This window comes from Nonomuraea sp. 10N515B (assembly GCF_052245915.1).
Lineage (GTDB): Bacteria > Actinomycetota > Actinomycetes > Streptosporangiales > Streptosporangiaceae > Nonomuraea.
On the sequence record NZ_JBQQBQ010000007.1, the window covers coordinates 61,082 to 86,733 of the forward strand.

General features: G+C 70.5%; 19 protein-coding genes. 9 read left to right on the forward strand and 10 right to left on the reverse strand.

The features are described 5' to 3' along the window. Positions 1 to 24: 24 nt before the first annotated feature. The 7 genes from ACTWQA_RS12190 to ACTWQA_RS12220 all read right to left on the reverse strand — a co-directional run bounded on the left by ACTWQA_RS12190 (position 25) and on the right by ACTWQA_RS12220 (position 10,629). Positions 25 to 1,719 carry an acyclic terpene utilization AtuA family protein gene (locus tag ACTWQA_RS12190; protein ID WP_443159342.1) on the reverse strand — a complete coding sequence of 565 codons (1,695 nt, stop codon included), beginning with the start codon at positions 1,717 to 1,719 and terminating at the stop codon, positions 25 to 27. Continuing rightward, a complete protein-coding gene (locus tag ACTWQA_RS12195; protein WP_443159343.1) occupies positions 1,716 to 2,477 on the reverse strand; it encodes an enoyl-CoA hydratase-related protein in 762 nt (253 codons plus the stop codon). Before ACTWQA_RS12195 ends, ACTWQA_RS12190 begins: the two co-directional genes overlap by 4 nt. Further along, a complete protein-coding gene (locus ACTWQA_RS12200) occupies positions 2,474 to 4,381 on the reverse strand; it encodes an ATP-binding protein (protein ID WP_443159344.1) in 1,908 nt (635 codons plus the stop codon). The genes ACTWQA_RS12195 and ACTWQA_RS12200 overlap by 4 nt, the downstream gene beginning before the upstream one ends. Further along, a complete protein-coding gene (locus tag ACTWQA_RS12205) occupies positions 4,378 to 5,967 on the reverse strand; it encodes an acyl-CoA carboxylase subunit beta (RefSeq protein ID WP_443159345.1) in 1,590 nt (529 codons plus the stop codon). Before ACTWQA_RS12205 ends, ACTWQA_RS12200 begins: the two co-directional genes overlap by 4 nt. Continuing rightward, the gene (locus tag ACTWQA_RS12210; protein ID WP_443159346.1) at positions 5,964 to 6,596 is read right to left on the reverse strand and encodes a TetR/AcrR family transcriptional regulator; all 633 of its coding nucleotides are present in this window, start codon (positions 6,594 to 6,596) and stop codon (positions 5,964 to 5,966) included. Before ACTWQA_RS12210 ends, ACTWQA_RS12205 begins: the two co-directional genes overlap by 4 nt. A 73-nt stretch (positions 6,597 to 6,669) precedes the next feature. Continuing rightward, complete coding sequence (locus tag ACTWQA_RS12215; RefSeq protein ID WP_443159347.1) at positions 6,670 to 9,099, reverse strand: protein kinase domain-containing protein; 2,430 nt, start codon at positions 9,097 to 9,099, stop codon at positions 6,670 to 6,672. A gap of 168 nt (positions 9,100 to 9,267) precedes the next feature. After that, positions 9,268 to 10,629 (reverse strand): FAD-binding oxidoreductase, encoded by a 1,362-nt coding sequence (locus ACTWQA_RS12220; RefSeq protein WP_443159348.1) that lies wholly within the window; start codon positions 10,627 to 10,629, stop codon positions 9,268 to 9,270. Between the two features lie 70 nt (positions 10,630 to 10,699). Between ACTWQA_RS12220 and ACTWQA_RS12225 the strand changes: the two genes are divergently transcribed. Next, positions 10,700 to 11,251 carry a hypothetical protein gene (locus ACTWQA_RS12225; protein ID WP_443159349.1) on the forward strand — a complete coding sequence of 184 codons (552 nt, stop codon included), beginning with the start codon at positions 10,700 to 10,702 and terminating at the stop codon, positions 11,249 to 11,251. A 4-nt stretch (positions 11,252 to 11,255) separates the two neighbouring features. Here ACTWQA_RS12225 and ACTWQA_RS12230 read toward each other — a convergent pair whose 3' ends face one another. Then, positions 11,256 to 12,461, reverse strand: coding sequence for an aminotransferase class I/II-fold pyridoxal phosphate-dependent enzyme (locus tag ACTWQA_RS12230; RefSeq protein ID WP_443159350.1), 1,206 nt, complete (start codon positions 12,459 to 12,461; stop codon positions 11,256 to 11,258). A gap of 201 nt (positions 12,462 to 12,662) precedes the next feature. Here ACTWQA_RS12230 and ctaD point away from each other — a divergent pair, with 201 nt between their 5' ends. The 8 genes from ctaD to ACTWQA_RS12270 all read left to right on the forward strand — a co-directional run bounded on the left by ctaD (position 12,663) and on the right by ACTWQA_RS12270 (position 21,730). Continuing rightward, complete coding sequence (ctaD, locus tag ACTWQA_RS12235) at positions 12,663 to 14,366, forward strand: aa3-type cytochrome oxidase subunit I (RefSeq protein ID WP_443159351.1); 1,704 nt, start codon at positions 12,663 to 12,665, stop codon at positions 14,364 to 14,366. 66 nt (positions 14,367 to 14,432) lie between these two features. Further along, positions 14,433 to 14,666 (forward strand): hypothetical protein, encoded by a 234-nt coding sequence (locus tag ACTWQA_RS12240; protein WP_305921868.1) that lies wholly within the window; start codon positions 14,433 to 14,435, stop codon positions 14,664 to 14,666. Between the two features lie 8 nt (positions 14,667 to 14,674). Continuing rightward, the gene (frdA, locus tag ACTWQA_RS12245) at positions 14,675 to 16,408 is read left to right on the forward strand and encodes a fumarate reductase (quinol) flavoprotein subunit (protein WP_443159352.1); all 1,734 of its coding nucleotides are present in this window, start codon (positions 14,675 to 14,677) and stop codon (positions 16,406 to 16,408) included. Then, the gene (gene sdhB / locus ACTWQA_RS12250; protein ID WP_327590812.1) at positions 16,401 to 17,159 is read left to right on the forward strand and encodes a succinate dehydrogenase iron-sulfur subunit; all 759 of its coding nucleotides are present in this window, start codon (positions 16,401 to 16,403) and stop codon (positions 17,157 to 17,159) included. The genes frdA and sdhB overlap by 8 nt, the downstream gene beginning before the upstream one ends. Next, entirely contained in the window at positions 17,156 to 17,539 is a 384-nt protein-coding gene (locus ACTWQA_RS12255; protein ID WP_305921871.1) for a hypothetical protein, read from the forward strand. The genes sdhB and ACTWQA_RS12255 overlap by 4 nt, the downstream gene beginning before the upstream one ends. Continuing rightward, positions 17,536 to 17,877 carry a fumarate reductase subunit FrdD gene (gene frdD, locus ACTWQA_RS12260; RefSeq protein ID WP_305921872.1) on the forward strand — a complete coding sequence of 114 codons (342 nt, stop codon included), beginning with the start codon at positions 17,536 to 17,538 and terminating at the stop codon, positions 17,875 to 17,877. Before ACTWQA_RS12255 ends, frdD begins: the two co-directional genes overlap by 4 nt. Before the next feature lie 122 nt (positions 17,878 to 17,999). After that, positions 18,000 to 20,744, forward strand: coding sequence for an immune inhibitor A domain-containing protein (locus ACTWQA_RS12265; RefSeq protein ID WP_443159353.1), 2,745 nt, complete (start codon positions 18,000 to 18,002; stop codon positions 20,742 to 20,744). A gap of 47 nt (positions 20,745 to 20,791) precedes the next feature. Further along, the gene (locus ACTWQA_RS12270; RefSeq protein WP_443159354.1) at positions 20,792 to 21,730 is read left to right on the forward strand and encodes a diacylglycerol/lipid kinase family protein; all 939 of its coding nucleotides are present in this window, start codon (positions 20,792 to 20,794) and stop codon (positions 21,728 to 21,730) included. On the opposite strand, the gene ACTWQA_RS12275 is transcribed toward ACTWQA_RS12270, so the two are convergent. Beyond that, positions 21,727 to 22,485, reverse strand: coding sequence for an SWIM zinc finger family protein (locus ACTWQA_RS12275; protein WP_443159355.1), 759 nt, complete (start codon positions 22,483 to 22,485; stop codon positions 21,727 to 21,729). The two genes, ACTWQA_RS12270 and ACTWQA_RS12275, sit on opposite strands and share 4 nt — an antisense overlap. 1 nt (position 22,486) lies before the next feature. Beyond that, complete coding sequence (locus ACTWQA_RS12280) at positions 22,487 to 25,441, reverse strand: DEAD/DEAH box helicase (RefSeq protein WP_443159356.1); 2,955 nt, start codon at positions 25,439 to 25,441, stop codon at positions 22,487 to 22,489. Between the last annotated feature and the right edge of the window lie 211 nt (positions 25,442 to 25,652).

A 25,652-nucleotide genomic window follows, 5' to 3' on the forward strand; every position in this document is an offset into this window, starting at 1 on the left:
CGGCCGGGCGGGGCGACCCGGCCCTCAGGGGCCGGGCAGGAGCACGGCGGGGATATCGGTGAGCTGGGCGCGTAGTTCCTCGCCCAGGGCCTTGGCCTGCGGGTCCATCCGCGGGCTCGCCGCCACGCCCCGGCCCAGCAGGCCGTGGACGACGAAGTTGAGCGCCAGGATGTTCGGCAGCTCGAAACGCTCGATCCGGTACGGGGTCAGGGCCGGGAGCAGTTTCTTGAGCGTGGCGATCGTGAGATGGCCGGCCAGCCAGCCGTACCGGTCGGCGGTGTCCGCCCAGACCCCCAGGTTCGCGTTGCCGCCTTTGTCGCCCGACCGAGCGCCGGCGACCCGCCCCAGCGGCGCCCGCACCACGGGACCCTCGACCCTGGACGTCACGTCGCGCCGCGCGGGGGCCGGGAGCGGCTCCGCGGCCGTCGCGGTGTGGGAGGCCGCGTCAGCGAGGGTCAGCTCGTCGCCGTTCATGAACACCCGAGGCCGGACCTCGGCGGCCGGGACGAGGACCGGCCAGTACACGCCGTACGGCGATGCGTCGCCCGGCGGCGTCAGCCCGTAGAAGCCCGGATAGCTGGACAGCCCCGTCTCCACCACGGCCGAGGAGAAGGCCCGGCCGGCCGTGCGCCGGTCGGCGTCCATGACCGTGATCCGCAGCAGCCCGCCGTCGGTCAGCGTCACGTCCACCTGGTCGAACGACTCACGCGGGATCCGCGCCCAGATCGCCTCCTCCGCGACCCTGGCCTTCGCCTCCACGTCCAGCCCCGTCAGCACGAGCGTCATCGTGTTGCGGTAGCCGGCCAGGTAGTTGACCGCGACCTTGAGCGTGTCCGGCGGCGCCTCCCCCCGGACCCCGGACACGAGCACCCGGTCCGGCCCGTCCTCGGACAACGTGATCGTGTCGAACCTCGCCACCACATCCGGACCGGGATAACGCGGGCCGCCGATCTCGTAGACGAGCTGCGCGGTCACCGTGCCGATCGAGACCAGGCCACCCGTGCCCGGATGCTTGGTGATCACGGCCGATCCGTCGGCCCGCAGCTCGGCGATCGGGAAGCCGCAGTGAGCCAGGTCGGGCACCCGTTGGAAGAACGCGTAGTTGCCCCCGGTCGCCTGACAGCCGCACTCGATGACGTGCCCGGCGACCACCGAGCCGGCCAGCGCGTCCAGATCGCCGGGACCCCAGCCGTACCGCCACATGCCCGGCCCGGTGACCAGCGCCGCGTCCGTCACCCTGCCGGTCACCACCACGTCCGCCCCCGCCGACAATGCGGCCGCGATGGGGCGCCCGCCCAGGTACGCGTTCGCGGTCAGCGGGGTCGCGTCGAGCCGCTCATCGGTGTCGGCGTTGACCAGGTCGAGCGGCCGGCCGGTGAGGTCGTCGCCGGTGACGTGCGCGACCCTGGGGGCCAGGCCGAGCCGGGCGGCCAGCTCATGCACGGCCTCGGCGCACCCCGCCGGGTCCAGGCCGCCCGCGTTCGAGACGATCTTGATGCCTCGGTCGAGGCAAGGGCCGAGGACGTCCTCCAGCTGCCGCAGGAAGGTGGGCGCGTAGCCGGGACGGCCCTTGAGCCGGTTGCCCGCCAGGATGAGCATGGTCAGCTCGGCCAGCCAGTCCCCGGTCAGCACGTCGATAGGCCCGCCCTCGACCATCTCCCGCGCCGCCGAGAGCCGGTCGCCGTAGAACCCGCTGCAGTTCGCGATCCGCAGCGTCACGGGGACGCCCACTTCGGCGGGCGTTTGTCCCAGAACGCGGCGATGCCCTCCTGGCCCTCCTCCGAGGTGAACCGCTCGGCGGACAGCTCCGCCATGCGTCGCAGCCCGTCCGCGAACGACAGCTGAGGCACCTCCCTGACCAGCCGCTTGGTGATCGCCAGCGCCTCCGGTCCGCCCTTGATCAGCAGCTCGGCGTAGTGCGCGACGGTCGCGTCCAGCTGCTCCTCCGGCACGGCCCGTGACAGCAACCCGATCTCGGCGGCCCTGGCGGCGTCGAACACCTCGCCGGTCAGGAAGTATTCAGCGGCCGCCCGGGCATCGAGCCGCCTGAGCACCGGTACGGAGATCATGGCGGGCACGACGCCGAGGCGTACCTCCGTGAACGCGAACGACGCCGTCAGCGGCGCGATCGCGAAGTCGCAGGAGGCCACCAGCCCCAAGCCGCCTGCCCGGGCGGTGCCGTTCAGCCGGCAGACGACCGGCTTCGGGCTCTCCCAGAGCAGCGTGAAGATCTCCGGGAGCGACGCCGTCACCGGTGCGCCCGCCCCCTTCTGCTCCTTCAGATCGGCGCCCGAGCAGAACACGGTCCCGGTGGCGGTCAGCACGACCACCCTGGCCGCGGGCTCGGCCACCGCCCAGGTGAGCCCCTCCATGAGGTCGGCGAGCAGGCGTGCGGACAGGGCGTTGCGGTTGTGCGGCGAGTCCAGCGTGACGGTGGCGACGCCGTCCGCCAGGTCCTTGCGCACGAGGCTCGTCATTGGTCCCCCTCCTGAATGATCGCCAGTACGGCGCCCGCGTCGACCTGCTGTCCCTTCTCGACGTGCACGCCGGAGACCACGCCGTCGGCCGGGGCGGCGATCCGATGCTCCATCTTCATCGCCTCCAGCACCAGCACCGACTGGCCCTTCGTCACGCGGTCGCCGGCCGCCACCTCGACTCTGAGCACGCTGCCCGGCATCGGGGCCAGCAGGGATCCCGGCGCGACGCGCTCGACGGGCTCGGGCAGGCGCGGCACCGGGGTCAGCTCGGCGTGGCCGCCGGGATGATCCACGTAGACGGTGCCGCCCTCGTCGTACTGGGCGATCTCGAACGTGTGCCGGACGCCGTCGCGTTCCAGGACCACCCGGTGCGGCTCGGCGCTGATCGTGACGACGCCGCCGGGCAGCGGGTCGTAGACGACCTCTGTTCCGGCGAAGCCCGCCCTGCGGGGCTGGGAACGAACGTTGCGCCAGCCGCTCGGCAGGCCGGCCAGCACGCCGGCGCGGCGGCGGTTCGCGGCGGCCAGGGCGAGGGCGGCGGCCAGCGCGGGCAACTCGTCGGCCGGCTCAGCGGCGTCAGCGCCGACGGGACCGCCGGGAGCCAGGGCGTCACAACCGACGGGACCACCGGGAGCCAGGAAGCCGGTGTGGGTGTCACCGGCCACGAAAGCGGGATTTGTCAGGATTTTCAGCAACAAATCGCGATTGGTGGTGAGGCCGTGCAGCCGCGCTCCCCGCAGCGCCGCCACCAGCTTCCGCACCGCCGCCGCCCGGGACGAGCCGTGCGCGATCACCTTGGCCAGCATCGGGTCGTAGTACGGCGAGACGACCGATCCCGACTCGACCCCCGAATCCACCCGCACGTCCCCGCCGATCTCGAACCGCCGCAACACCCCCGACTGCGGCAGATACTCTCCGTCCTCCGCATACAGCCGCACCTCCACGGCATGCCCGGACGGATCGGGCGGCACGGGCGGCAGCGCGGCGCCCTCGGCCACCTCCAGCTGCAACCGCACGAGGTCGACACCGTAGACCAGCTCGGTGACCGGATGCTCGACCTGAAGCCTGGTGTTCATCTCCAGGAACGCCACCCGATCGCCCTTGACCAGGAATTCCACCGTCCCGGCCCCGACGTACCCGATCGTGCGCGCCGCCCTGACCGCGGCCTCGCACAGCCGCTCCCGCAGCTCGGGCGAGATGCCCGGCGAGGGGCACTCCTCGACCACCTTCTGGTGCCGCCGCTGCACGCTGCACTCGCGTTCGCCCAGCGCCCACACGCTCCCGTGCGTGTCGGCCAGCACCTGCACCTCGACGTGCCTGGCCCGCTCCAGCAGCGGCTCGGCGAACACGGCCGGGTCGCCGAAGGCCGACTCCGCCTCCCGCCGCGCGGACTCGACCTCCCGCGCCAGCTCGCGGGCCTCCCGTACGATCCGCATGCCGCGTCCGCCCCCACCGGCCGACGCCTTCACCAGCAGCGGGAACTCGGCGGGCGCGGTCAGGTCGAGCGAGGGCAGGACCGGGACCCCGGCCTCCTCCATCAGCCGCTTCGCCGTGATCTTCGTCCCCATGGCCTCGATGGCCGCGGGCGGCGGGCCCACCCAGGTCAGCCCCGCCGCCAGCACCGCCTGCGCGAACGCGGCGTTCTCCGACAGGAAGCCGTAACCGGGATGCACCGCGTCCGCCCCGGACGCCCGGCAGGCCTCGAGAATGCGGTCCGCGGCCAGGTAGGTGTCGGCGGGGCGGGCGCCGCGCAGCCGTACCGCGAGGTCGGCCTCGGCCACGTGCGGCGCGTCCGCGTCGGGGTCGGCGAAGACGGCGACCGTGGAGATGCCGAGCGACCTGCAGGTACGGAAGACGCGGCGGGCGATCTCGCCCCGGTTCGCGACGAGCAGACGGGTGATCATGGCCGGAACACCCCGAATCCCTTGGGCTCCGGGACCGGGGCGCTGTTGATCGCCGACAGGCACATGCCCAGCACCGTACGCGTGTCGCGCGGATCGATCACGCCGTCGTCGTAGAGCCGTCCCGACAGGAAGAACGGCAGCGACTCCGCCTCGATCTGGGCCTCCACCATGGCACGCATCGCCGCGTCGGCCTCCTCGTCGTAGACCTGCCCCTTGGCCTGCGCTGACGCCCGCCCCACGAGGGACAACACCCCCGCCAGCTGCGCCGGGCCCATCACCGCCGACTTGGCGCTCGGCCAGCTGAACAGGAAGCGGGGCTCGTAGGCGCGCCCGCACATGCCGTAGTTGCCCGCGCCGTACGAGGCTCCCATCACGATCGTCAGGTGCGGGACGGTCGAGTTGGAGACCGCGTTGATCATCATGGCGCCGTGCTTGATGATGCCGCCCTGCTCGTAATCCTTGCCGACCATGTAGCCGGTCGTGTTCTGCAGGAAGAGCAGTGGGGTGCGGGACTGGTTCGCCAACTGGATGAACTGGGTGGCCTTCTGCGACTCCTCGCTGAACAACACGCCGCGCGCGTTGGCCAGCACGCCCACCGGGTAGCCGTGGATCCGCGCCCATCCCGTCACCAGCGAGGCCCCGTACAGCGGCTTGAACTCCTCGAAGTCGCTCCCGTCCACCACCCTGGCGATCACCTCGCGCGGGTCGAACGGCACCTTGAGGTCCTCGGGCACGATGCCCAGCAGCTCGTCAGCCGGATATTCCGGATCCCGCACGGGGAGTGGGGTGAGTCCTTGCTTGCGCCAGTTGAGCGACCGTATGACGCGCCGCCCGATCCTGAGCGCGTCGTGCTCGTCCTGGGCGAGGTAGTCGGCGAGCCCGCTGACCCTGGCGTGCATCTCCGCCCCGCCCAGCGACTCGTCGTCGGACTCCTCCCCGGTCGCCATCTTGACCAGCGGCGGGCCGCCCAGGAACACCTTTGCGCGATCCCGCACCATCACCACGTAGTCGCTCATTCCGGGCACGTACGCGCCGCCGGCCGTGGAGTTGCCGAAGACCAGCGCGAGCGTCGGGATCCCGGCGGCCGACAGCCTCGTCAGGTCCCGGAAGACGCGCCCGCCCGGGATGAAGATCTCCTTCTGCGTCGGCAGATCCGCGCCGCCGCTCTCGACCAGGTTCACGTAGGGGAGGCGGTTCTGCAGCGCGATGTCCGCGGCCCGCAGCGACTTCTTCAGCGTCCACGGATTCGACGCCCCGCCGCGGACCGTGGGGTCGTTGGCCGTGATCACGCATTCGACCCCTTCGATCACCCCGATCCCGGCGACCATCCCGGCTCCGACCTGGAACTCGCTGCCCCAGGCCGCCAGCGGCGACAGCTCGAGGAACGGTGAGTCCGGGTCGACGAGCAGCTCGATGCGCTCCCTGGCCGGCAGCTTGCCCCGCCTGCGGTGCCGCTCGACGTACGTCTCCCCGCCCCCGGCCACCGCCTTGGCGTGCTCGGCGTCGAGCTCGGCCAGCTTGGCCAACATCGCCTCGCGCCGCTGCCGGTATTCGTCGCCGTGCGGGTCGATCCTGCTCCTGATCATGAGCCCTCCGTAGTTGACGGTCGCGTCAACCCGATGGCCTGGGCCCACAGCCGCGTCAGATGATCGACGGCCAGCTCCTCGTCAGCCTGTTCGCCGAGATCAAGCCAGACATGCGCGAAATGCTCCACCATCCCGCCCAGCATGATGGCGGTGAGCCTCGGATCCAGCGCCGGATCGGCCAGCCCCTGCTCCTGCAGCCGCCGCAGCCCGTCCGCCCCGCGCCGCACGAACACCTCGCGCAGCTCCAGCAGTAACCTGCCGAACCTGTCCTCGGCCACGGCCGCCTGCTCCACCATCCGGACCAGCCGCGAGTTCGCCGCCCACGCCCGCAGATAGAGCCGGTTGGCCGCCTCGATGCGCGCGTACGCGTCGCCTGAGGTCGTGTCCCCGACGACGCTGGCCGCGAACATCTCCCCGACCACGGCCTCCGCCACCTCGCCGAACAGCGCTTCCTTGGAGCCGAAGTAGGTGTAGAAGGAGCCGTGCGAGACTCCGGCGCGGCGGCACACGTCGTCGATCCGCACGGCGTCGTATCCGTGCTCCTCGAACGCCGCACGCCCCACCTCCAGCAACACGGCCCGCGTCCGCTTGCCGCGCGGCGTCAGTACCGGCGACGACCTGACGATCACGTCAACTACGGTAGCCGCCAGGTCGGGTGACGGGAAGGGGTAGCCGTCGCGGGCGACACGGTCGCCCGCGAGCCTACTTGCAGTGGCTCCAGCCGGACTTCCAGCTCTGCCCGCTGTACGCGCCGCCCCAGATCACACACTTGCCCTTCGCGGGCAGGCGCACCGGGCCCGCATAGGCGCTGAAGTAGCCGGGGTTGCTCGCGCTGGATCCACCCTTGACCTGGAGGATCGCGTTCATCTGGACCTTGCCCGGGTAGATCAGGTTGGCCAGCGTGACCACGCAGTTCTTGCCTACGCCCGAGTTGTACAAGAGGTAGATCGTGGCGTGCGACACGCGGCGCGAATTGATGATCTTGTAGCCCGCGCCGCACACCGCGGTCGCCTTGTACGGGTTCGGCTTCGGCGACGCGGTGGGTTTGGCGGTGGTGGGCTTCTGGCTCGGCACGGGCACGTTGGTGGGATTCGACGGCACGTCGGAGGTCGGCGGGTCGGTCGGCTCCGTTCCCGGATCGACCTCGGTCTCCTTTTTCTTCTTGGTAGGAGTCGGCGAGGGCTCGGGCCGCTTCGTCGAGGTCTGAGGCCTCGGCGCCTGCGTCTCGGCCGGGGTCGTCGGAACTTGGGCGACCGGCTGCTTGGTCTGCTTCTTCGGCTTCTTGGTCTCCTCCGGCACCTCGATGTCCATGGTGGGGACCGGATCCGAGGTGTCAGTGGGAACGACCGGGGCGGGGCTCTGTTCGGTGGTCGGAGGTTCGCCGGGCTGGCCGGCGCCCGAGCCGTCGCCAGGGGTGCTCGCGCTCGAGTCGCCCACGGCCACCACCGGGACCGTCTTGCTATTCGCCTGAACCACCACGGCACCGGCGACCACGAGCAGTGCCGCCGCGGCGGCACCGGACAGGGCCAGGGTCAGGGTACGGCGCTGCCTCGCGGGCGCGCCGTCACCAGGCTGTGAAGACCCGATGCGCCCGCCAGGGCCACCGTGACCGCCCGGGCCACCATGCCCAGCCGGACCACCTGGACCACCCGGGCCGCTGTGCCCGCCCGGGGCTCCGCCTTGGAACGGGCCGGCGGCGGCCTGAGGCCCGCTGGTGGGAGCGCTCCGGGCGGCGCCGCCATGCGGGGCGCCACCCTGGGGCGATCCCGGGTGCGGGCCATGGCCGGGCATCGCGTGCTGGGAGCCGGAGGCGGCGCCCTGAGGGCCGCTAGTGGGAGCGCTCCGGGGGCCGCCGCCATGCGGGGCGCCACCCTGGGGCGATCCGGGGTGCTGACCGTTGCCGGGCGTCGCGTTCTGGGAGCCGGCGGTTCCGGACTGGAGCCCGCCGGGCGTCCCGGCTGAGGCGCCGCCGAGCTGCGGGCCGCCGGGCGTTCCAGGCTGCGGGCCGCCGAGCTGAGGGCTGCCCGGTGTCCCAAGCTGCGGGCCACCAGGTGTCCCGGGGTGCGGGTGGCCGTGGGCTGAGCCGCCTCCGGGGGTGGTCCCCATCATGGGGGAGCCGCCCTGACCGGGGCCGTTCTGGGCGGCCGCAGGGACACCGTAGGGGCCTGTTTGCGGCGGTGTGCCGGGCACCGAGGGTTGAGCGGCCTGCCAGGGCCCGGAGTAGGCGTCCTGGCCCGCGTGGGGCCCGCCGGCGTGCGGCTGCGCGCCGGCGGCGACCCCGAGCTGCTGCCCCGTCACCGGCTCGATGGCCGACTTCGGCACGGGCTGGCCCGTGAGGCGCAGGATGAGGTCGTCGGCGCTCGGGCGCTGGGTCGGGTCCTTGGACAGGCAGGCGGCCACCAGGGCGCCCAGCTCGCCCTCCATCTTTCCGAGCTCCGGCTCCTCGTTCAGGATCCGGTTCATCACCACCGGAATGGAGTCCGCGCCGAACGCGGGCTTGCCGGTCGCGGCGTACACCATCGTGACGCCCCACGCGAACACGTCGGCCGCCTCCGAGACCGCCGCGCCGCTCAGCTGCTCCGGCGCCAGGTACGACGGCGTCCCCATCGCCATCCCCGTGGCCGTCGCGCCCGGCGAGTCCAGGGCGCGGGCGATGCCGAAGTCGATCACGACGGGACCCTCGGGGCCCATGAGCACGTTGGCGGGCTTGAAGTCGCGATGCAGGATCCCCGCCCGGTGGATGGCGGCGAGCGCGGTGGCCGTGCTGATCGCGAGTCGTTCCAGCGCCGCGCCCCGCCGCGGCCCCTCGTTGATGACCAGCTCACGCAGGGAGGGCCCGGGAACGTACTCGCTCACGATGTACGGCCGGCTCCCGTCCAGGTCGGCGTGGAGCACGGGGGCGGTGCAGAACCTGGCCACCCGCTGCGCCACCGCCACCTCGCGCAGGAACCGGGTCCTGGCGTCGGCATCGGCCACCAGGGCGTGGTGCAGCAGCTTGACCGCGACCTGTTCCCCGGAGTCGCTCTTGCCGAGATAGACAACGCCCTGGCCGCCCTCGCCGAGCCGGGCGACGATGTCGTACGCCCCCAGCCGTCGCGGGTCGTCCGCCGCCAACGGCTGGAACTGATTCACGTCGGACCCCCATCACAACCCAATAGATGAGGCAAAACGCTACCAGCGTGACGCTTGGGGCGTCTGCCGGACCAATCAGAAGTTTCATCTTTTGACGTGCCTAGTCAGCCTTTCGGCGCAGGTCGTGTGCGTGGCGACGTCCAAGGTCACGGCTTGGTCAAGAGCGGCTCAGATGGCCTTGCCCGGGTTGAGGATGCCCAGCGGGTCGAAGACGGCCTTGATGCCGCGCTGGACCTCGGCGGCCACCGGCCCGGACTCCATCGCCAGCCAGCGCTGCTTGAGCAGCCCCACGCCGTGTTCCCCGGTGAGCGTGCCGCCCAGTTCCAGCGCGTGGGTGAAGATCTCGTCCGCCGCCGCCCACACCTCGGCGGGCGGCTCCAGCGACCCGCGGTCGAAGATGAAGACCGGGTGCAGGTTGCCGTCCCCGGCGTGCGCGACCGTGCAGATCTTCACCCCGTGCCGGGCCGCCGCCGCCTCGACCGCGGTGATCATGTCGGGCAGCACCGATCGCGGCACGCAGACGTCCTCCACCAGGCACGCCCCGAGCCGCTCCTTGGCGTCGTAGGCCATCCTGCGCAGCCCGATCAGCTCCTCGGCCTCCTGCGGGCTGGAGGACACGGCCACGAACGAGGCGCCGTTGTCCATGCAGATCTGCTCCATGCGCTCGGCCACCGCCTGCCCGTCGGCCGCGTCGGACTGGCCGATGAGCATGGCCGTCGTCTCGGCCTCCAGGCCGAAGTTGCGCAGGTCGTTGATGGCCTCCAGCGTCGCGCGGTCGAGCAGCTCCATGAGCGACGGCTGGCAGCCGGCCGCCATGATCGCCGACACCGCCGCCCCCGCGTCCCTGAGCGAGCCGAACTCGGCGGCGAACGTCGCGGGCGGCGCGGCCGGCGCCCGCCGCAGCCGCACCGTGGCCGCGGTGATCACGCCCAGCGTGCCCTCCGAGCCGACGAACAGGCCGGTCAGGTCGTAGCCGGTGACGCCCTTCATGGTGCGCCGGCCAGTGTTCAGCACCCGTCCGTCGGCCAGCACGACCTCGAGGCCGAGCGCCGAGTCCCTGGTCACGCCGTACTTCACGCACCGCAGCCCGCCGGCGTTGGTCGCCAGGTTCCCGCCGATCGTGGAGATCTGGTACGACGACGGGTCCGGCGCGTACATGAGGCCGTGCTCCCTGGCGGCCCGGTCCAGGTCGGCGGTGATGACCCCGGGCTCGACGACGGCGATCTCGTCGGCGGGGGAGAGCTCCTTGATCGCCGTCATCTTGGCCAGCGACAGGATGATCGCGCCGTCGCCGGCGACGGACGCGCCCGCCAGGCCCGTGCCTCCGCCTCGCGGCACGACCGGCACCCGGTGCTCGCTCGCCCACGTCATCGTGGTGACCACGTCGTCACGAGAGGCCGCGAGGACCACGCCGAGCGGCTTGCCGGGCTCCAGGAACGTCCGGTCACGGGCGTAGGAGTCGATCACGTCGGGGTCGGTCAGGACGCGGCCGTCGGGCAGGGCGCTCACCAAGGCATCAATCGGTCTCACATCATGCAGCTTATGGTTTGCGCAGAGTGCTCCTTAAGGACAAACTGCCCAGGTGGAAGTCAGGTGTCCGGTGTGCTCGCGTACTGACCAGGTCGTCGCGGTCCCCGGAGCGGTCGCCGCGGGGACCACGTACAAGATCGGGCGGGTCAGGCTGCCGGGCACGCGGGAGGTCGCCGATCTGCCCACCGCGGCGACGCTGGGGGCGTCCAAGCACGTGATGAGCCGCACGCAGCTCGCGGTCTGGCTGTCGTTCCCCAGCCGCCACTACACCCCGTGGGCGAGGAACCAGGGCTACATCATGTTGTGCGCGGCGGCGCTGGTGCACCTGGTCGTGTCACTGGTGATCGCGATGGGGCAGGATCCGCAGTGGGGCGAGGTCCTGCTCGCCCCGTTCTGCCTGACCGGGCTGTTCTGGGGGTTCGGGCTGCTGAACGTGCTCGGCGCGTACGGCGCGCGCAAGCGCGACCACGTCGAGGCCCCGGCCAGGGAGAAGGCCCTGGCCGTCTGGGAGGGCCTTTACTACTGCGCCCGCGACAACGTCGTCTTCGAGCCGGAGATCGGCGTCTCGTTCCACCCGAGCGAGACGCGCGACTACATCTTCGGCTTCAGGCCGGGCCGCTAGGCGGTCAGCCGCGCTCCTCGGCGACCAGGCGCACGCACACGGCCAGGCCGTTGATGGCCTGCTCGAGCTCGTCCAGGTCCGGGTAGGTCGGCGCGATCCTGATCGTGCGGTCGTCCGGGTCCTTGCCGTAGGGGTGCGTGGCGCCGGCCGGCGTCAGCGCGATGCCCGCGGCCTTGGCCCTGGCCACCACCTCGGCCGCGTGCGGCACCTCCAGGCTGATGAAGTAGCCGCCCTTGGGGCTGGTCCAGGTGGCCAGGCCGCCGAGCTGCTCGGTCAGCACCTTGTCCACCAGCTCGAACTTCGGCCCGATCAGCTCGGCGTGCCGCCGCATGTGCGCGGCCACGCCCGCGCCGTCGCGCAGGAACTCCACGTGACGCAGCTGGTTGATCTTGTCGGGGCCGATGGACTGCTTGGCGGTGTTGTGGAGGAACCACTCGGCGTTGGCCGGCGAGGAGCCGAAGAACGACACGCCGGCCCCGGCCAGCGTCACCTTGGAGGTGGAGGCGTAGACGAACACCCGGTCGGCGTTGCCGGCCGCGGCGGCCAGCGCCAGCAGGTCGGCCAGCTCGGCCGGGGCGTCGGTGAGGTGGTGCACCGCGTAGGCGTTGTCCCAGAAGATCCGGAAGTCGGGGGCGGCGGCAGGCATGGCGGCCAGCCTGCGGACCGTCTCGTCGCTGTAGACGATGCCGGACGGGTTGCTGTACTTCGGCACGCACCACATGCCCTTGACGCTCGCGTCGGCGGCGACGAGGCGCTCCACGACGTCCATGTCGGGGCCGTCGGCGTTCATCGGCACGGGGACCATCTTGATCCCGAACCGCTCGCAGATCGTGAAATGCCGGTCATAGCCGGGCACCGGGCAGAGGAACGTGATCTCCGGCTCCTCGATCCAGCGCCGCTCGGCACCGGGGACCTTGGACAGCAGCGCGTGGACCACCGTGTCGTGCATGAGCGCCAGGCTGGCGTTGCCGCCCACGACGAGCTGCTCGGCGGGCACCTGGATCAGCGGCGCGAACAACGCGCGCAGCTCGGCGAGGCCCTGCAGGTTGCCGTAGTTGCGGCCGTCGGTGCCGTCGGCCGCCTTGTAGGACGACGGCAGTGTGAGCATGTCGTTGGAGAGGTCCAGCTGGCGCGGCGACGGCTTGCCTCGGGTGAGGTCGAGCGAGAGCCCCCGCTGGACGAGGGCGGCGTAGTCACGCTGAGCGGTCACAGAGATCTCTCCTTGGAATCGGTCCCAGACCGCAAGGATAGAAGAACTCCGGACGCGGCACCGCCGCCGGTCTGCCTCATGCGACCAGCCGCGGGCAAAATCATCGGCCGCCAATGTCAAAGAACGACTTCCCGCGCGGCTGCGGTTGGCGTGGAATGGGTAGATCGGGGCAGGCCCAACTCCGCACTGGAGGGAGCAGCCGTGACGACCGTTCGCGAGCCCTCGATCGAGCAGGTCCGGCGCCGCCGTACCGGGACCGTCATCGCCTCCTGGTTGTCGACGACCGACCACAAGGTCATCGGATACCTCTATCTGATCACCTCGTTCGGGTTCTTCCTCGCGGCCGGGATCATGGCGATGATCATCCGGGCCGAGCTCGCGCAGCCGGGCATGGATCTGATCAGCCAGCAGATGTACAACCAGCTGTTCACCATGCACGGCACGATCATGCTGCTGCTGTTCGCCACGCCGCTGTTCGCCGGCTTCGCCAACGTGGTGATGCCGCTGCAGATCGGCGCGCCGGACGTGGCCTTCCCGCGGCTGAACGCGGTGGCGTACTGGTTGTTCCTGTTCGGCGGGCTCATGGTGCTGGCCGGGTTCTTCACGCCGGGCGGGGCGGCCGACTTCGGGTGGTTCGCGTACACGCCGCTGTCGTCGTCGATCTACTCCTCGCAGGTCGGCGGCGATCTGTGGATCATGGGGCTGGTGCTGTCGGGGCTCGGCACCATCCTCGGCGCGGTCAACTTCATCACCACGATCATCGGCATGCGGGCGCCCGGCATGACCATGTTCCGTGTGCCGATCTTCACCTGGAACGTCCTGCTGACCAGCGTGATGGTGCTGCTGGCGTTCCCGGTGCTGGCCGCCGCGCTCCTCGCGCTCGAGTCGGACCGCAAGCTGGGCACGCAGATCTTCGTGAGCGAGAACGGCGGGCCGTTGATCTGGCAGCACTTGTTCTGGTTCTTCGGCCACCCCGAGGTGTACATCATCGCGCTGCCGTTCTTCGGGATCATCACCGAGGTGATTCCGGTCTTCAGCCGCAAGCCGCTCTTCGGCTATCTGGGGATGGTCGGCGCCACGATCGCGATCGCCGGGCTGTCGATGACGGTGTGGGCGCACCACATGTTCGCGACCGGCCAGGTGCTGCTGCCGTTCTTCTCGTTCATGACGTTCCTCATCGCGGTGCCGACCGGGGTGAAGTTCTTCAACTGGACCGGGACCATGTGGCGGGGGCATCTGTCGTTCGAGTCGCCGATGTTGTTCTCGGTGGGTTTCCTGGTGACGTTCCTGATCGGCGGGCTCACCGGGATCATCCTGGCCTCGCCGCCGCTCGACTTCCACATCAGCGACACCTACTTCGTGGTCGCCCACTTCCACTACGTGGTGTTCGGGACCGTCGTGTTCGCGATGTTCGCCGGGTTCTACTTCTGGTGGCCGAAGATGACCGGCAGGATGCTCGACGACCGGCTCGGCAAGGTGCACTTCTGGACGTTGTTCATCGGCTTCCACACCACGTTCCTGGTGCAGCACTGGCTGGGGCAGCTCGGCATGCCCAGGCGCTACGCCGACTACGGGGTGGCCGACGGCTTCACCTGGCTCAACCAGGTCTCCTCCGTCGGCGCGTTCCTGCTGGGCGCCTCCACGCTGCCGTTCCTCTACAACGTGTTCAAGACCGTCAGGCACGCCCCCAAGGTCACGCTCGACGACCCGTGGGGGTACGGCAACTCCCTGGAGTGGGCGACCTCCTGCCCGCCGCCCCGGCACAACTTCACCAGCATTCCGCCCATCCGCTCCGAGCGGCCCGCCTTCGACCTGCACTACCCCCGGCAGCTCGAGGAGCGCCCCTCGGCGGTGGGGGAGGGCGGCGAGGCCGAGGTGTCGCCCCGCCAGGACACATCCGACTGACCTTTCCCGAAACAGATCGCGGTGCTTGTGTGGAGATGACGTTTCGCCCATCTAAGGAGATCGGCGATGACAGGCACGAAGATCCCCTTCGACCCCGAGACGGCCCCCTGTGGCAAGAAGTCCGGAGGTGAGCGCCTCGTCGACGACGACGGCTACGGCCTGCTGATCCGTGACCAGTTCTTCGACTGCGGCTGCCGCCGGATCCGCCACGAGTACCACGACGGAAGCATCCACCTGTCCGCCATCCGCCACGACGGCAAGCGGGTGAAGGACCCGATCCAACCCGACCACGGGAGCTGAGGCATCAAATGATCGACGTGCTGATCGTCGGGGGAGGCGGGGCGGGCCTGCGCGCGGCCATCGCGGTCGCCGAGTCGGACCCGTCCTTGAAGGTGGCGGTCGTGTCGAAGGTCTATCCGATGCGCAGCCACACCGTCTCCGCCGAGGGCGGCGCGGCGGGAGTGATCGGCCTCGACGACACGCTCGACGAGCACTGCTACGACACGATCTCCGGCGGCGACTGGCTGCCCGACCAGGACGCGGTCGAGGCGTTCGTGTACGAGGCGCCGCGCGAGCTGATGCAGCTCGAGCACTGGGGCTGCCCGTGGAGCCGCGAGCCGGACGGCCGGGTGGCCGTCCGGCCGTTCGGCGGCATGAAGAAGATGCGCACCTGGTACGCCGCCGACAAGACCGGCTTCCACCTGCTGCACACCCTGTTCCAGACGACTCTGAAATACCAGGACATCGTCAGGTACGACGAGTGGTTCGTGACCAAGCTCGTCGTCGACGACGGCCGCGTCCACGGCGTCGTGGCCGTGGAGATCAGGACCGGCCGCATCGAGACCATCCCCGCCAGGACGGTCATCCTGGCCACCGGCGGCTGCGGGCGGGTCTTCCCCTTCACCACCAACGCCGCCATCAAGACCGGCGACGGCATGGCCCTGGCCTACCACGCGGGCGCGCCGCTGAAGGACATGGAGTTCGTCCAGTACCACCCGACCGGCCTGCCCTTCACCGGCATCCTCATCACCGAGGCGGCCAGGGCGGAGGGCGGCTGGCTGATCAACAAGGACGGCTACCGCTACCTGCAGGACTACGACCTCGGCACGCCCACGCCCACGCCGAAGCTGCGCAGCATGGAGCTGGGCCCGCGCGACCGGCTGTCCCAGGCGTTCGTGCACGAGCAGGAGATGGGCCGCACCGTCGACACCCCGTACGGTCCTGTCGTCTACCTGGACCTGCGCCACCTCGGCGAAGGCAAGATCGACACCCGCATCCCGTTCGTGCGCGAGCTGTGCAAGAGCTACCAGAACCTCGACCCGGCCACCGACCTCATCCCGGTGCGCCCGGTCGTGCACTACATGATGGGCGGCGTCCACACCGACATCGACGGCGCCACCCCCGTCGCCGGCCTGTACGCGGCCGGCGAGACCGCCTGCGTGAGCATCAACGGCGCCAACCGGCTCGGCTCGAACTCCCTGCCCGAGATCCTCGTCTTCGGCCGCCGCGCCGGGACCGCCGCCGCCGAGTTCGCCCGATCCCACCGGGCCGGCGAGGCGGCGGCCGTCCGCAGCCAGGGCGCGGACGAGCGGCGGCGCTTGGAGCGGGCGCGCGAGGGCAGGAGGACCGGCGAGCGGGTCGCCGACCTGCGTGAGCAGATGCAGCACACGCTGGAGGGCGCGGCCGGCATCTACCGCAACGGAGACGTGCTGGCCAAGGCCGTCGACACGCTCGCCGAGCTGCGCGAACGCGCCGAGGAGGTGTGTTTCGACGACACCGGCGCCGCCTTCAACACCGAGCTGATCAACCTGCAGGAGCTGCATACCATGCTGGACGTCGCGCAGACGATCGTGGCCTGCGCGCTGAACAGGCAGGAGTCGCGCGGCGCGCACCAGCGCACCGACTTCGCCTCCAGGGACGACGCCGCCTACCTGGCGCACTCACTGGTGCACCGCGCCCCCGACGGCACCCCGTCGGTGACCCTGCTCCCCGTAACGATCACCCGCTGGCCGCCGGGAGAAAGGGTCTATGGCCGTGACTGAGACGAAAGAAGCCATTGAGCGGACCGCGTCGAAGACCATCCGGCTGGAGGTCACGCGTTACCGGCCCGGCGAGGACGACGCGCCGTCCTTCGAGGCCTACGACGTGCCGCTCATGGAGGACTGGGCCGTGCTCGACGGGCTCAACTACGTCAAGGATCACCTCGACGGCAGCCTGACCTACCGCTGGTCGTGCCGGATGGGCGTGTGCGGCTCCTGCGGCATGAACGTCAACGGCGAGCCTCGCCTGACCTGCGGCACCTTCCTGTCGGAGTTCGGCGACGGGCCGGTGCGGATCGAGCCGCTCAAGGGCTTCCCGGTGATCAAGGACCTGGTCGTGGACATCGACGACTTCCTGGCCAAGCTGTCGTCCGTGCGGCCCTGGCTGGTCAGAGAGGGCGAGGAGCTGCCGCTGAGCACCGAGTACGCCCAGACGCCCGCGCAGCTGGAGGCGTACAAGCAGTACAGCATGTGCATCAACTGCCTGCTGTGTTACTCGGCCTGCCCGGTCTACGTGCTCGACCCCGACTTCCTCGGCCCGGCCGCCATCGCCCTCGCCCAGCGCTACAACCTGGACTCGCGGGACATGGACGACCGGTTCGACGTGCTCAATCTGGACGACGCGGTGTGGGGGTGCACGTTCGTCGGCGAGTGCACCCGGGTCTGCCCCAAGCACGTCGACCCGGCCGAGGCCATTCAGCGTTACAAGCTGACCGCCGCCATGCGCTCGGTGCTGCCCTGGAGCAGACGATGACGACCGCCTACCGGCCGCGCCGCGACAACCTGTGGTTCGCCCGCACCCGCAACTACACGATCTTCGTCCTGCGCGAGCTCACCAGCGTCTTCGTGGCCTGGTCGATCGTCTTCCTGCTGATGTTCCTCGACGCCGTCGTCGGCGGGAGCCTGCCGGAGTTCATCGCGCTGGCCGGGCAGCCGTGGATGATCGCGATCAACGTGGTCGCCCTCGCCGCCACCTGCTTCCATGCCATCACGTTCCTCAACCTCGCGCCCAAGGCCACCGTCGTCCGCCTGGACGGCTGGCGGGTGCCCGCCTGGATGATCCAGGGCGGCAACCATTCGCTCTGGTTGCTGGTCTCCGCGGTGATCGCCTACTTCGTGCTGAGGTCGCCATGAAGCGCACGCTGGAGCCGTACCTGTGGTTGTTGTTCAGCGGCGGGGGAGTGGTGGCGGCGCTGGTGCTGCCGGTGCTCGTGCTGCTGTTCGGGGTGCTCATGCCGCTCGGCGTGCTGGACTGGCCCGCCGCCGAGGACCTGCGCGCGCTGGCCGGCCACGTGCTGGTGCGGCTCGCGCTGCTCGTGGTCGTCGTGCTGTGCCTGTTCCACGCGGCGCACCGGATCAGGTTCACCAGCGAAGAGCTGCTCGGGATCGCCAGGTTCGATCTGGTGATCGCGGTGATCTGCTATGGCGGCGCGGTCGCGGGCGGAGTGGTGGCCGCCCGTTTGATGTTCTGAATGTCGTAGTTTGATCACGTTTCAACAACGTGCTTTACGGTCGGTTGATTGACGCTCTAACGTCCGGCATTGCACACCCCTATGGCCATGCGCCCGGCGATCCCGGGCAGAGAGGGTTCCTGGTGCCCAGTACGAAGCGCTTATTATCAGCCTTCCCGGCGGTCGCCCTTCTCGGCGCCGCCCTGTCCGTGCCCAGCGCTCAAGCGGCGTCCGTCGCCCATTACGAGACAGCGGCCTCGGACTTCTACATCAACTACGCGCCGCCCACGGTCGGAAAGGACCCGGAGCAGCCGCGTCTGACCGATGTGAGCGCACGCTCGCTCACTCCGGCGCAGAAGTTCGACAGGAAGTTCTCCAACGGGAATCCGGCCTCCGGCCGCATTCTCGCCGCGCGGGAGAACGAGGCCATCAGGACCGGCCGCAATCCGGCTGAATGGATATTCAAGAACTCCAAGCAGACCCGCACCGCCAAGCTCCTGACCCTGCTGGTCGAATTCAACGAGCAGGCCGGCGACGACTTCTCCGGTTTCAACCGGCTGCGCACGGTCAACAGCGGACCGGACGACTGCCTGGTCGAGCCGCCGGGCACGCTCAAGAACGGCCCCCTGCACAACAACATCCCGGACCCGGCAACGCTCCCGCACAAGGACAACAACTCCTTCTGGGTCAAGGACTTCAGCCCCGAGCACTTCAACAAGATGCTCTACACCGACAGGGGCATCACCGAGCGCGTCCGCCCCGACCTGAAGGACCCGCGCGACGGCAGGCCCGGCATCGACATCTCCGGCTTCACGATGAAGAAGATGTACGAGGAGATGTCGAAGGGCGCCTACTCCGTCACCGGCTCGGCGGTCGGCTGGATCAAGGTCCCGCACTCCGAGGCCTGGTACGGCGCCGCGGCCTGTGGCGGCGCGCCCCAGGACATGTCCGGTCACCCGGACAACCCGCTCGGAGCCCAGCAGCTGGCCATCGACTCTGTGACCACCCTCGCCCAGACCCAGCCGGACTTCCCGTGGGCCGACTACGACGTCGAGGACATCTCCGACGCCGACGGCGACGGCAACCACCAGGAGCCCGACGGCGTCATCGACCACCTGGTGCTGGTGCACGCAGGAAAGGACAAGTCCTCCGACGGCGGCGCCGAGGGCACCTACGCCATCTGGGCCCACTCCAGCGCGGTCGCCGGCGGCTACAAGGTCCCCGGCACCGACAAGAAGATCTCCAACTACATCGTGCAGCCGGAGGACTCCGGCGTCGGCGTCTTCGCCCACGAGTACGGCCACGACCTGGGCCTGCCCGACCTGTACGACACCTCAGGCCAGGCCAGCTCGGCGGTGGACTTCTGGGACCTGATGTCCAGCGGCTCCCACTCCGGCCCGATCTTCCAGTCCATGCCGACCCACATGGGCCTGTGGGACAAGTGGGTGCTCGGCTGGGCGAACCCGACCACGCTCAACCCCGGCGACGCCGCCAAAATCGTCACGGTCGGCCAGTCCTCGCGCACGCCCAAGCTCACCGCCGACGGCGTCCGGGTGAACCTGGCCTCCACACCGCAGAAGATGATCGACGTCCACAGCGGCTCGAACGCCTGGTGGACCGGCCTGGACCAGGACTGGGCGAACCTCACGCTGACCCGCGACCTGCCCGTGCCCGCCGGGACCGATCTCAGGCTCTGGATGTGGAACAACTACGTGATCGAGCAGGACTGGGACTTCGGCTTCGTCGAGGTCTCCACCGACGGCGGCGAGACGTGGGCCCAGCAGAAGGTCTACGACGAGGCCGGCGCCGAGGTCAGCACGCCTGACGACTACCCGGACCCGAACCACAACCTCACGGCCTTCGGCGACAAGAAGTACGGACTCACCGGGGACAGCGGCGGCTGGCGCCACGACTACGTGAATCTGACGCCGTTCGCCGGCCAGACGATCAAACTCCGGCTGGCGTTCAACACCGACGCCGCCTTCCAGGAGCGTGGCTGGCACGCCGACGACTTCCAGCTCACCAACGGCGGCACCGCCGTGTGGAGCGACGACGTCGAAGGCGGCGACAACGGGTGGAAGCCCGTCGGCGGCACGTTCACCAACACCAGCGGCCAGGGCTGGACGCGCAACAACGGCGAGCGCGAGATCTCCCGGTTCTACCTGGCCGAGTGGCGTAACTTCGACGGCTTCGACAAGGGCCTGCAGTACACCTACGACACCGACTACCTCCGCGACGGGGCGTGGAAGGTGCAGAAGCTGAAGTACAACGCGCCGGGCCTGCTGGTGTGGTACCGCGACTCCACGTTCGTCAACAACAACCTCCTCAGCACCCTGCGGCTCCCGCCGAGCGTCGGGCCCAAGGGCAGCCTGCTGGTCGTGGACTCGCACTACGAGCCGCTGCGCCGCACCGGGACCGCGGCCGAGAAGGACCCGACGGCCAACAAGAACCTCCAGGGGCGGGTGCAGACGTCCAACGCCGCGTTCGGGTTCGGCAAGACGTACCCGTTCAAGGAGTGCCTGGAGGCACCGGACGAGCCGTTCAGCGAGTACTGCACGGACTTCCCCGCGCAGAAGGGCGTCTCGCACTTCACCGACGCCAAGACCTGGTACCCGGGCATCGAGGTGCTCAACGGCGCGCTCGCCTTCCGCGACTTCGACGCCTCGGTGGTCGTGCCCTCCAAGGGCGACCAGACGTACACCACCCGCGTGGTGCACGCCGACGGCACGCCCGCCACGGAGCTGTACGGCCAGGTGGCCGCGGGCTCCGTGCTCGGCACCGGCAACCCCGGTGACGAGAGCAAGGCGCTCGGCGTGCAGTTCAAGCTGATCTCCCCGCTGCCGGGCAACCTGGGTGCGATTGTTCAGGTAGTCCCGCCCAAGAAGTAAATTCGTAGGGCCGCCGAGGTACCCCGGCGGCCCTACGATTGATGACCATGAGCGAACTGCGCACCAAGACCGAGCACACCGAGGCGATCCTGAGGGATCGCCGGGTGGCCGTGGTGGTGAACACTCGCTCGCGCCGGGGCCGCCGCCACTACTTCGAGGTGATCGAGCAGATCCACAACCTCGGGTTCGAGCCGCTGGCCGAGCTGTCGGTCTACAACCCCAAGCGGCTGCGCGACCTGCTCGACACCGCCCTGGCGACCAAGCCGGACCTGCTCATCGTGGGCGGCGGCGACGGCACGCTCTCCTCGGCGGTGCGCCACGTGGCGCACCGCGACGTGGCGCTCGGCGTGCTGCCGCTCGGCACCACCAATAACTTCGCCCGCAGCCTCGGCCTGCCGCTCGACCTGGCCGGGGCGATCAAGGTGTTCGCCACCGGCAAGGTGGCCGACATCGACCTGGGCATGGCCGGCGACCGGGAGTTCGCCAACCTGGCCAGCTTCGGGGTGTCGGTGGAGGTGGCGGGCAAGGTCAAGCCGTGGCTCAAGCGCATCGTGGGCCGGCCCGCCTATCCGCTGACGGCGCTGACGATCCTGCCGGGCCACAAGCCGTTCCGGGCCTACATCACGGTCGAGGGGCAGCGCCACGAGCTGCTGACCCACCAGCTCAACATCGCCAACGGCCGCTTCCACGGCGGCTGGCAGGTGGCCAAGGACATCAGCATCGACAACGGCCTGCTGGTGGCCTACCAGCTCGGCTCGGGCAAGAAGCTGCGGCTGCTCGGCGAGACCCTGCTCAGGGCGACCACCGGCCGCTGGCGCAGCCTCGCGGGCGGGCCGTTCGTGGTCGGGCGGGAGATGTATCTGGAGACCGACCCGCCGATGGCCGCCGACGTGGACGGCGAGGTGCGGCTGCGCACCCCGATCAGGCTCCGCGTGGTGCCCAACGGCGTGCGCGTCATGGTGCCCGCCTCGTTCGAGGACCGCTAACCCAGCTGCCGATACGCCGGACCGAGCACCCGCGCCAGGTCGGCGGGCGGCGGGAAGACCCGCAGCAGCAGGTCAGGGGCGGCGGCCGCGGGGCGGCGCTCGGGCCGGTGCGCGGTGGCGCCGGGGGCGTAGAAGTCGGCCAGCCGGTCGGCGAACGGCACGTCCTCGACCTGCAGCTCCTCCGCGGCCTCGCCGGCCAGGGAGCCGAGCAGCTGCTCGCGGGTGCGCCCGCGCCAGGCCAGCACCAGGAACGGGTCGTCGTCGAACGACTCGGCCAGCAGGTAGAGCGCCGCCGACAGGTGCTTGCACGGGAAGCCCCAGTCCGGGCACGAGCAGTCCATGTCCAGGTCGCGCGGGAACAGGTCGACCCCCATCGCGGCGAACAGCTCCTCGATCTCGACCGGCATCTCCCCGGCCAGCAGCTTGGCCCGGTAGACGGCCTGCGCCGCGATGGCCTCCTCGAGCGCGGCCCACCGGCTCTCGTCGTACACGTCGACTCTGATCACGACCTCGTACGGATCCGGCCGCGAGCCCTGCACGGCGGCCCTGACCTCGCCCGCGGACAGGTCGATCGACAGGACCTGGCCCTGCCGGGCGTAGGCCCGGCCGCGCGAGAGCCGCCCCTTGTCGCAGATGCGCTCCAGGATGTCGATGAACCGCCTGGACCACCACGTCGAGCCGATCGTGCCGCGTTGCGTGCGGGCCCTGATGCCGCCGTCGACCTTGATCGGCCTGCCGCCGTCGAACCACGCCACGTCAGCTCACCCCCTCCGCGGTCAGGCGGAACACCTCGCGCAGCTCGTCGGTCGACAGGTCCGTGAGCCACTCCTCGCCGGTGCCGACCACCCGCTCGGCCAGGGCCTTCTTGCGCTCGATCATCTCGTCCACGCGCTCCTCCAGGGTGCCCGCGCAGATCAGCTTGCGCACCTGCACATTCTTGCGCTGCCCGATCCGGAAGGCGCGATCGGTGGCCTGGTCCTCGACGGCCGGGTTCCACCAGCGGTCCACGTGCACGACGTGATTGGCGGCCGTCAGGTTGAGCCCGACGCCGGCCGCCTTGAGTGACAACACGAACAACATCGGCTCCGGGTCCTGCTGGAACCGCTCGACCAGCCGGTCGCGGGTCTTCTTCGGCAGGCCGCCGTGCAGCCACAGCACCGGGCGGTCCAGCCGCTGCGCCAGATAGGGCTGGAGCATCGTCCCGAACTCGGCGTATTGGGTGAAGAGCAGCGCCTTCTCGCCCTCGGCCAGGATCTCCTCGGCCAGCTGCTCAAGACGGGCCAGCTTGCCCGACCGGCCCGCCAGCCGGGAGCCGTCCTTGAGCAGGTGGGCCGGATGGTTGCAGACCTGCTTGAGCTTGGCCATGGTCGCCAGCACGAGGCCGCGCCGCTCGATGCCCTCGCTGTCGTCGATCTTGGCCAGCATGTCGTCCACGACCGCCTGGTAGAGCGAGGCCTGCTCGGGCGTGAGCGGGCACCACTCCTTGACCTCCATCTTCTCCGGCAGATCGGTGATGATGGACTTGTCGGTCTTGAGGCGGCGGAGGATGAACGGACCCGTCGCCCGCTTGAGCGCCCGGGCGGCCTGCTCGTCCTGTCGGGCCTCGATGGGCTCCTGGAACCGGGTCCTGAAGCGCGAGCGCGACCCCAGCAGTCCCGGGTTGGCGAATTCCATGATCGACCAGAGCTCGGCCAGGTGGTTTTCCACCGGGGTGCCGGTCAGGGCCAGCCTGGTGGGCGCCGGGATGGACCGTACGGCCTGGGCCTGCAGCGTCCCGCTGTTCTTGATCGCCTGAGCCTCGTCGCACACGACCCTGCGCCATTCGTGCTGCTTGAGGGTCTCCAGGTCGCGTTGCGTGGTGCCGTACGTGGTGATCACCAGGTCGGCGCGCCCGATCTCGGCCGCGTCCCTGCCGCTGCCGTGGTGCACGTAGACCCGCAACCCCGGCGCGAACCTGGCCGCCTCCCGCTGCCAGTTGCCCACCAGCGACATCGGGCACACCAGCAGTGTCGGCACCTCCGACCGCTCGTGCACGAGCAGGGCCAGCGTGGTGATCGTCTTGCCCAGCCCCATGTCGTCCGCCAGCACGCCGCCGAGGCCCAGCTGTGACAGGAAGCTCAGCCACGCCAGGCCGCGCTCCTGGTAGGGCCGGAGCATGGCGTCCAGGCCGGCGGGGGTCGCGAGCGGCTCGAGCCGCCGCTCGGCCTGGCCGGACAGCAGGTCGCCGAGCACACCGTCGGCGTCGACCTCCAGCAGCGCCAGCTCGTCGTCGCCCCAGAGATCGGCGCCGACCACGTGCTGGAGGATGTCGGCGGCCGTCACCTCGCCCGTGCGCTCGCCCTCCACGGCCCTCAGGGCCGCCTTCAGCTGCCGGTCGTCCAGCTCCACCCACTGGCCACGCACCCGGACCAGGGGCACCTTGAGCCTGGCCAGCTCGGCCAGCTCCGCCTCACTGATCGTCTCGTCGCCCACCGCCAGGTCGATGCGGAAGTCGACCAGCTGCCGCATCCCGAACCCCTGGCTCACGGCCGCCGTCTGCGCCTTGGTCCTGGTGGTGAGCTTGAGCCCCAGTTTGGTGCGTCCGGCCCAGCGGGGCAGCTGCACCCCGAACCCGGCCGCCTGCAACAGCGGCGCCGCCTGCCGCAGGAACCCGAACGCCCCCGCCGTGTCCAGCGCCAGCTCGCTCGGCTCCGGCACGCGCAGGGCCCGGTCCAGCTCCGGGTAGAGCCGGACCGCCCGGCCCAGCCCGGTCAGGAGCTCGCGCTCCGGGATCGGCGGCAGGCCGGGCATCCGCGTGCCGCGCCACACCTCCGCCGCGGGGACGTAGAGGCTCGGGTCGTCGGCGGCCTGCAGCGCCAGCTCCACGCGCCAGTCGTCGGTGTCCGCCGGCTCCAGCAGCCGGAAGCACACCCGTGCCGCGCCCTCGGCCGCCGTCGCGGCGTCGTGCCACTTCTCCAGCTCCCGGCGCAGGTCGGGAACGTCGGGGCAGGCGGGGTCCGCGCCGGTCAGCGCGGCCAGCCAGCGGTCCTGGAGGGTCTTGGGGCGGGCGACGAGGGGCTCGGTGAGCGTCTGGCGCACGAGCGCGTCGGTGAAGGCTTCGAGTGCCTCGCGGAGCACGCCGGCGGAGGGGCGCTCGGTGCGGGACGTACGGCACGCGGGCGGCATGGCCAGCGCCAGCTCCCGGAAATATCCGGCATCCACCCCGGTCACCACGGGCCGCCACACGGCCCGCGCGTCGGCCTGGGGAACCCCCCACATGTCGCCGTCCACATGCCCTGCGACCGGTGGCACGAGCTGGGGGATGACGCGGCCGCGGCGTACCAGGTCGCGGGCGAAGTCGGCGACGGCGGCCCAGTGGCGCACGGTGGCAGTGCCGGTGTGCCCGGCCAGCACCCGCAGCGTCGCCGCGGCGGGCGGCAGAACCGCGGGCACCTGCCACAGACGCAGCCGCGGCCGGGTGACCGCCGGGAGCCGGCCCGTCTCCGGCGACGGCAACGGCTCCTTGACCGAGCCGGGCAGCAACAACTCCAGCGTCCGCCCCGGCACGTCGTCGAGCCCGAGCACGGCCGCGACGCCGGACGCGGGCGCGGCGAACGGATGCGGCCGCGGCTCACCGCTCCGCGCTGGGGCGGGTGCCGCGGAAGCGTCGTCGCCGTTCTCCGCCCAGAAAGCGAGCCCATCAGCCGCCCAGACCCCGTGTACCAGCACCACGGCAGGTTACCTCCGAGAACGGAAGATCAGGTCCGTTATCACTGCTCGTCCGCAAAGGCGACGCACTGGCCCTGCGACCCGCGCTGATGGGCGGCTGGCCGGAGGCGCGGCGGGCCTTCGACGTGGCCCCGCTGATCCACCTCCTCTGCGAGAGGTCCGGGAGTTAGCATGGAGGTATGAACCCTCCCGGATCGTGGTGTGAACGGCCGAA

Bases quoted from the DNA above. Each gene is read 5' to 3' on its own strand.
- ACTWQA_RS12195 (WP_443159343.1), bottom strand. From the start codon at position 2,477: ATGACGAGCCTCGTGCGCAAGGACCTGGCGGACGGCGTCGCCACCGTC.
- ACTWQA_RS12200 (WP_443159344.1), bottom strand. From the start codon at position 4,381: ATGATCACCCGTCTGCTCGTCGCGAACCGGGGCGAGATCGCCCGCCGC.
- ACTWQA_RS12205 (WP_443159345.1), bottom strand. From the start codon at position 5,967: ATGATCAGGAGCAGGATCGACCCGCACGGCGACGAATACCGGCAGCGG.
- ACTWQA_RS12240 (WP_305921868.1), top strand. From the start codon at position 14,433: ATGACAGGCACGAAGATCCCCTTCGACCCCGAGACGGCCCCCTGTGGC.
- frdA (WP_443159352.1), top strand. From the start codon at position 14,675: ATGATCGACGTGCTGATCGTCGGGGGAGGCGGGGCGGGCCTGCGCGCG.
- ACTWQA_RS12255 (WP_305921871.1), top strand. From the start codon at position 17,156: ATGACGACCGCCTACCGGCCGCGCCGCGACAACCTGTGGTTCGCCCGC.
- frdD (WP_305921872.1), top strand. From the start codon at position 17,536: ATGAAGCGCACGCTGGAGCCGTACCTGTGGTTGTTGTTCAGCGGCGGG.
- ACTWQA_RS12270 (WP_443159354.1), top strand. From the start codon at position 20,792: ATGAGCGAACTGCGCACCAAGACCGAGCACACCGAGGCGATCCTGAGG.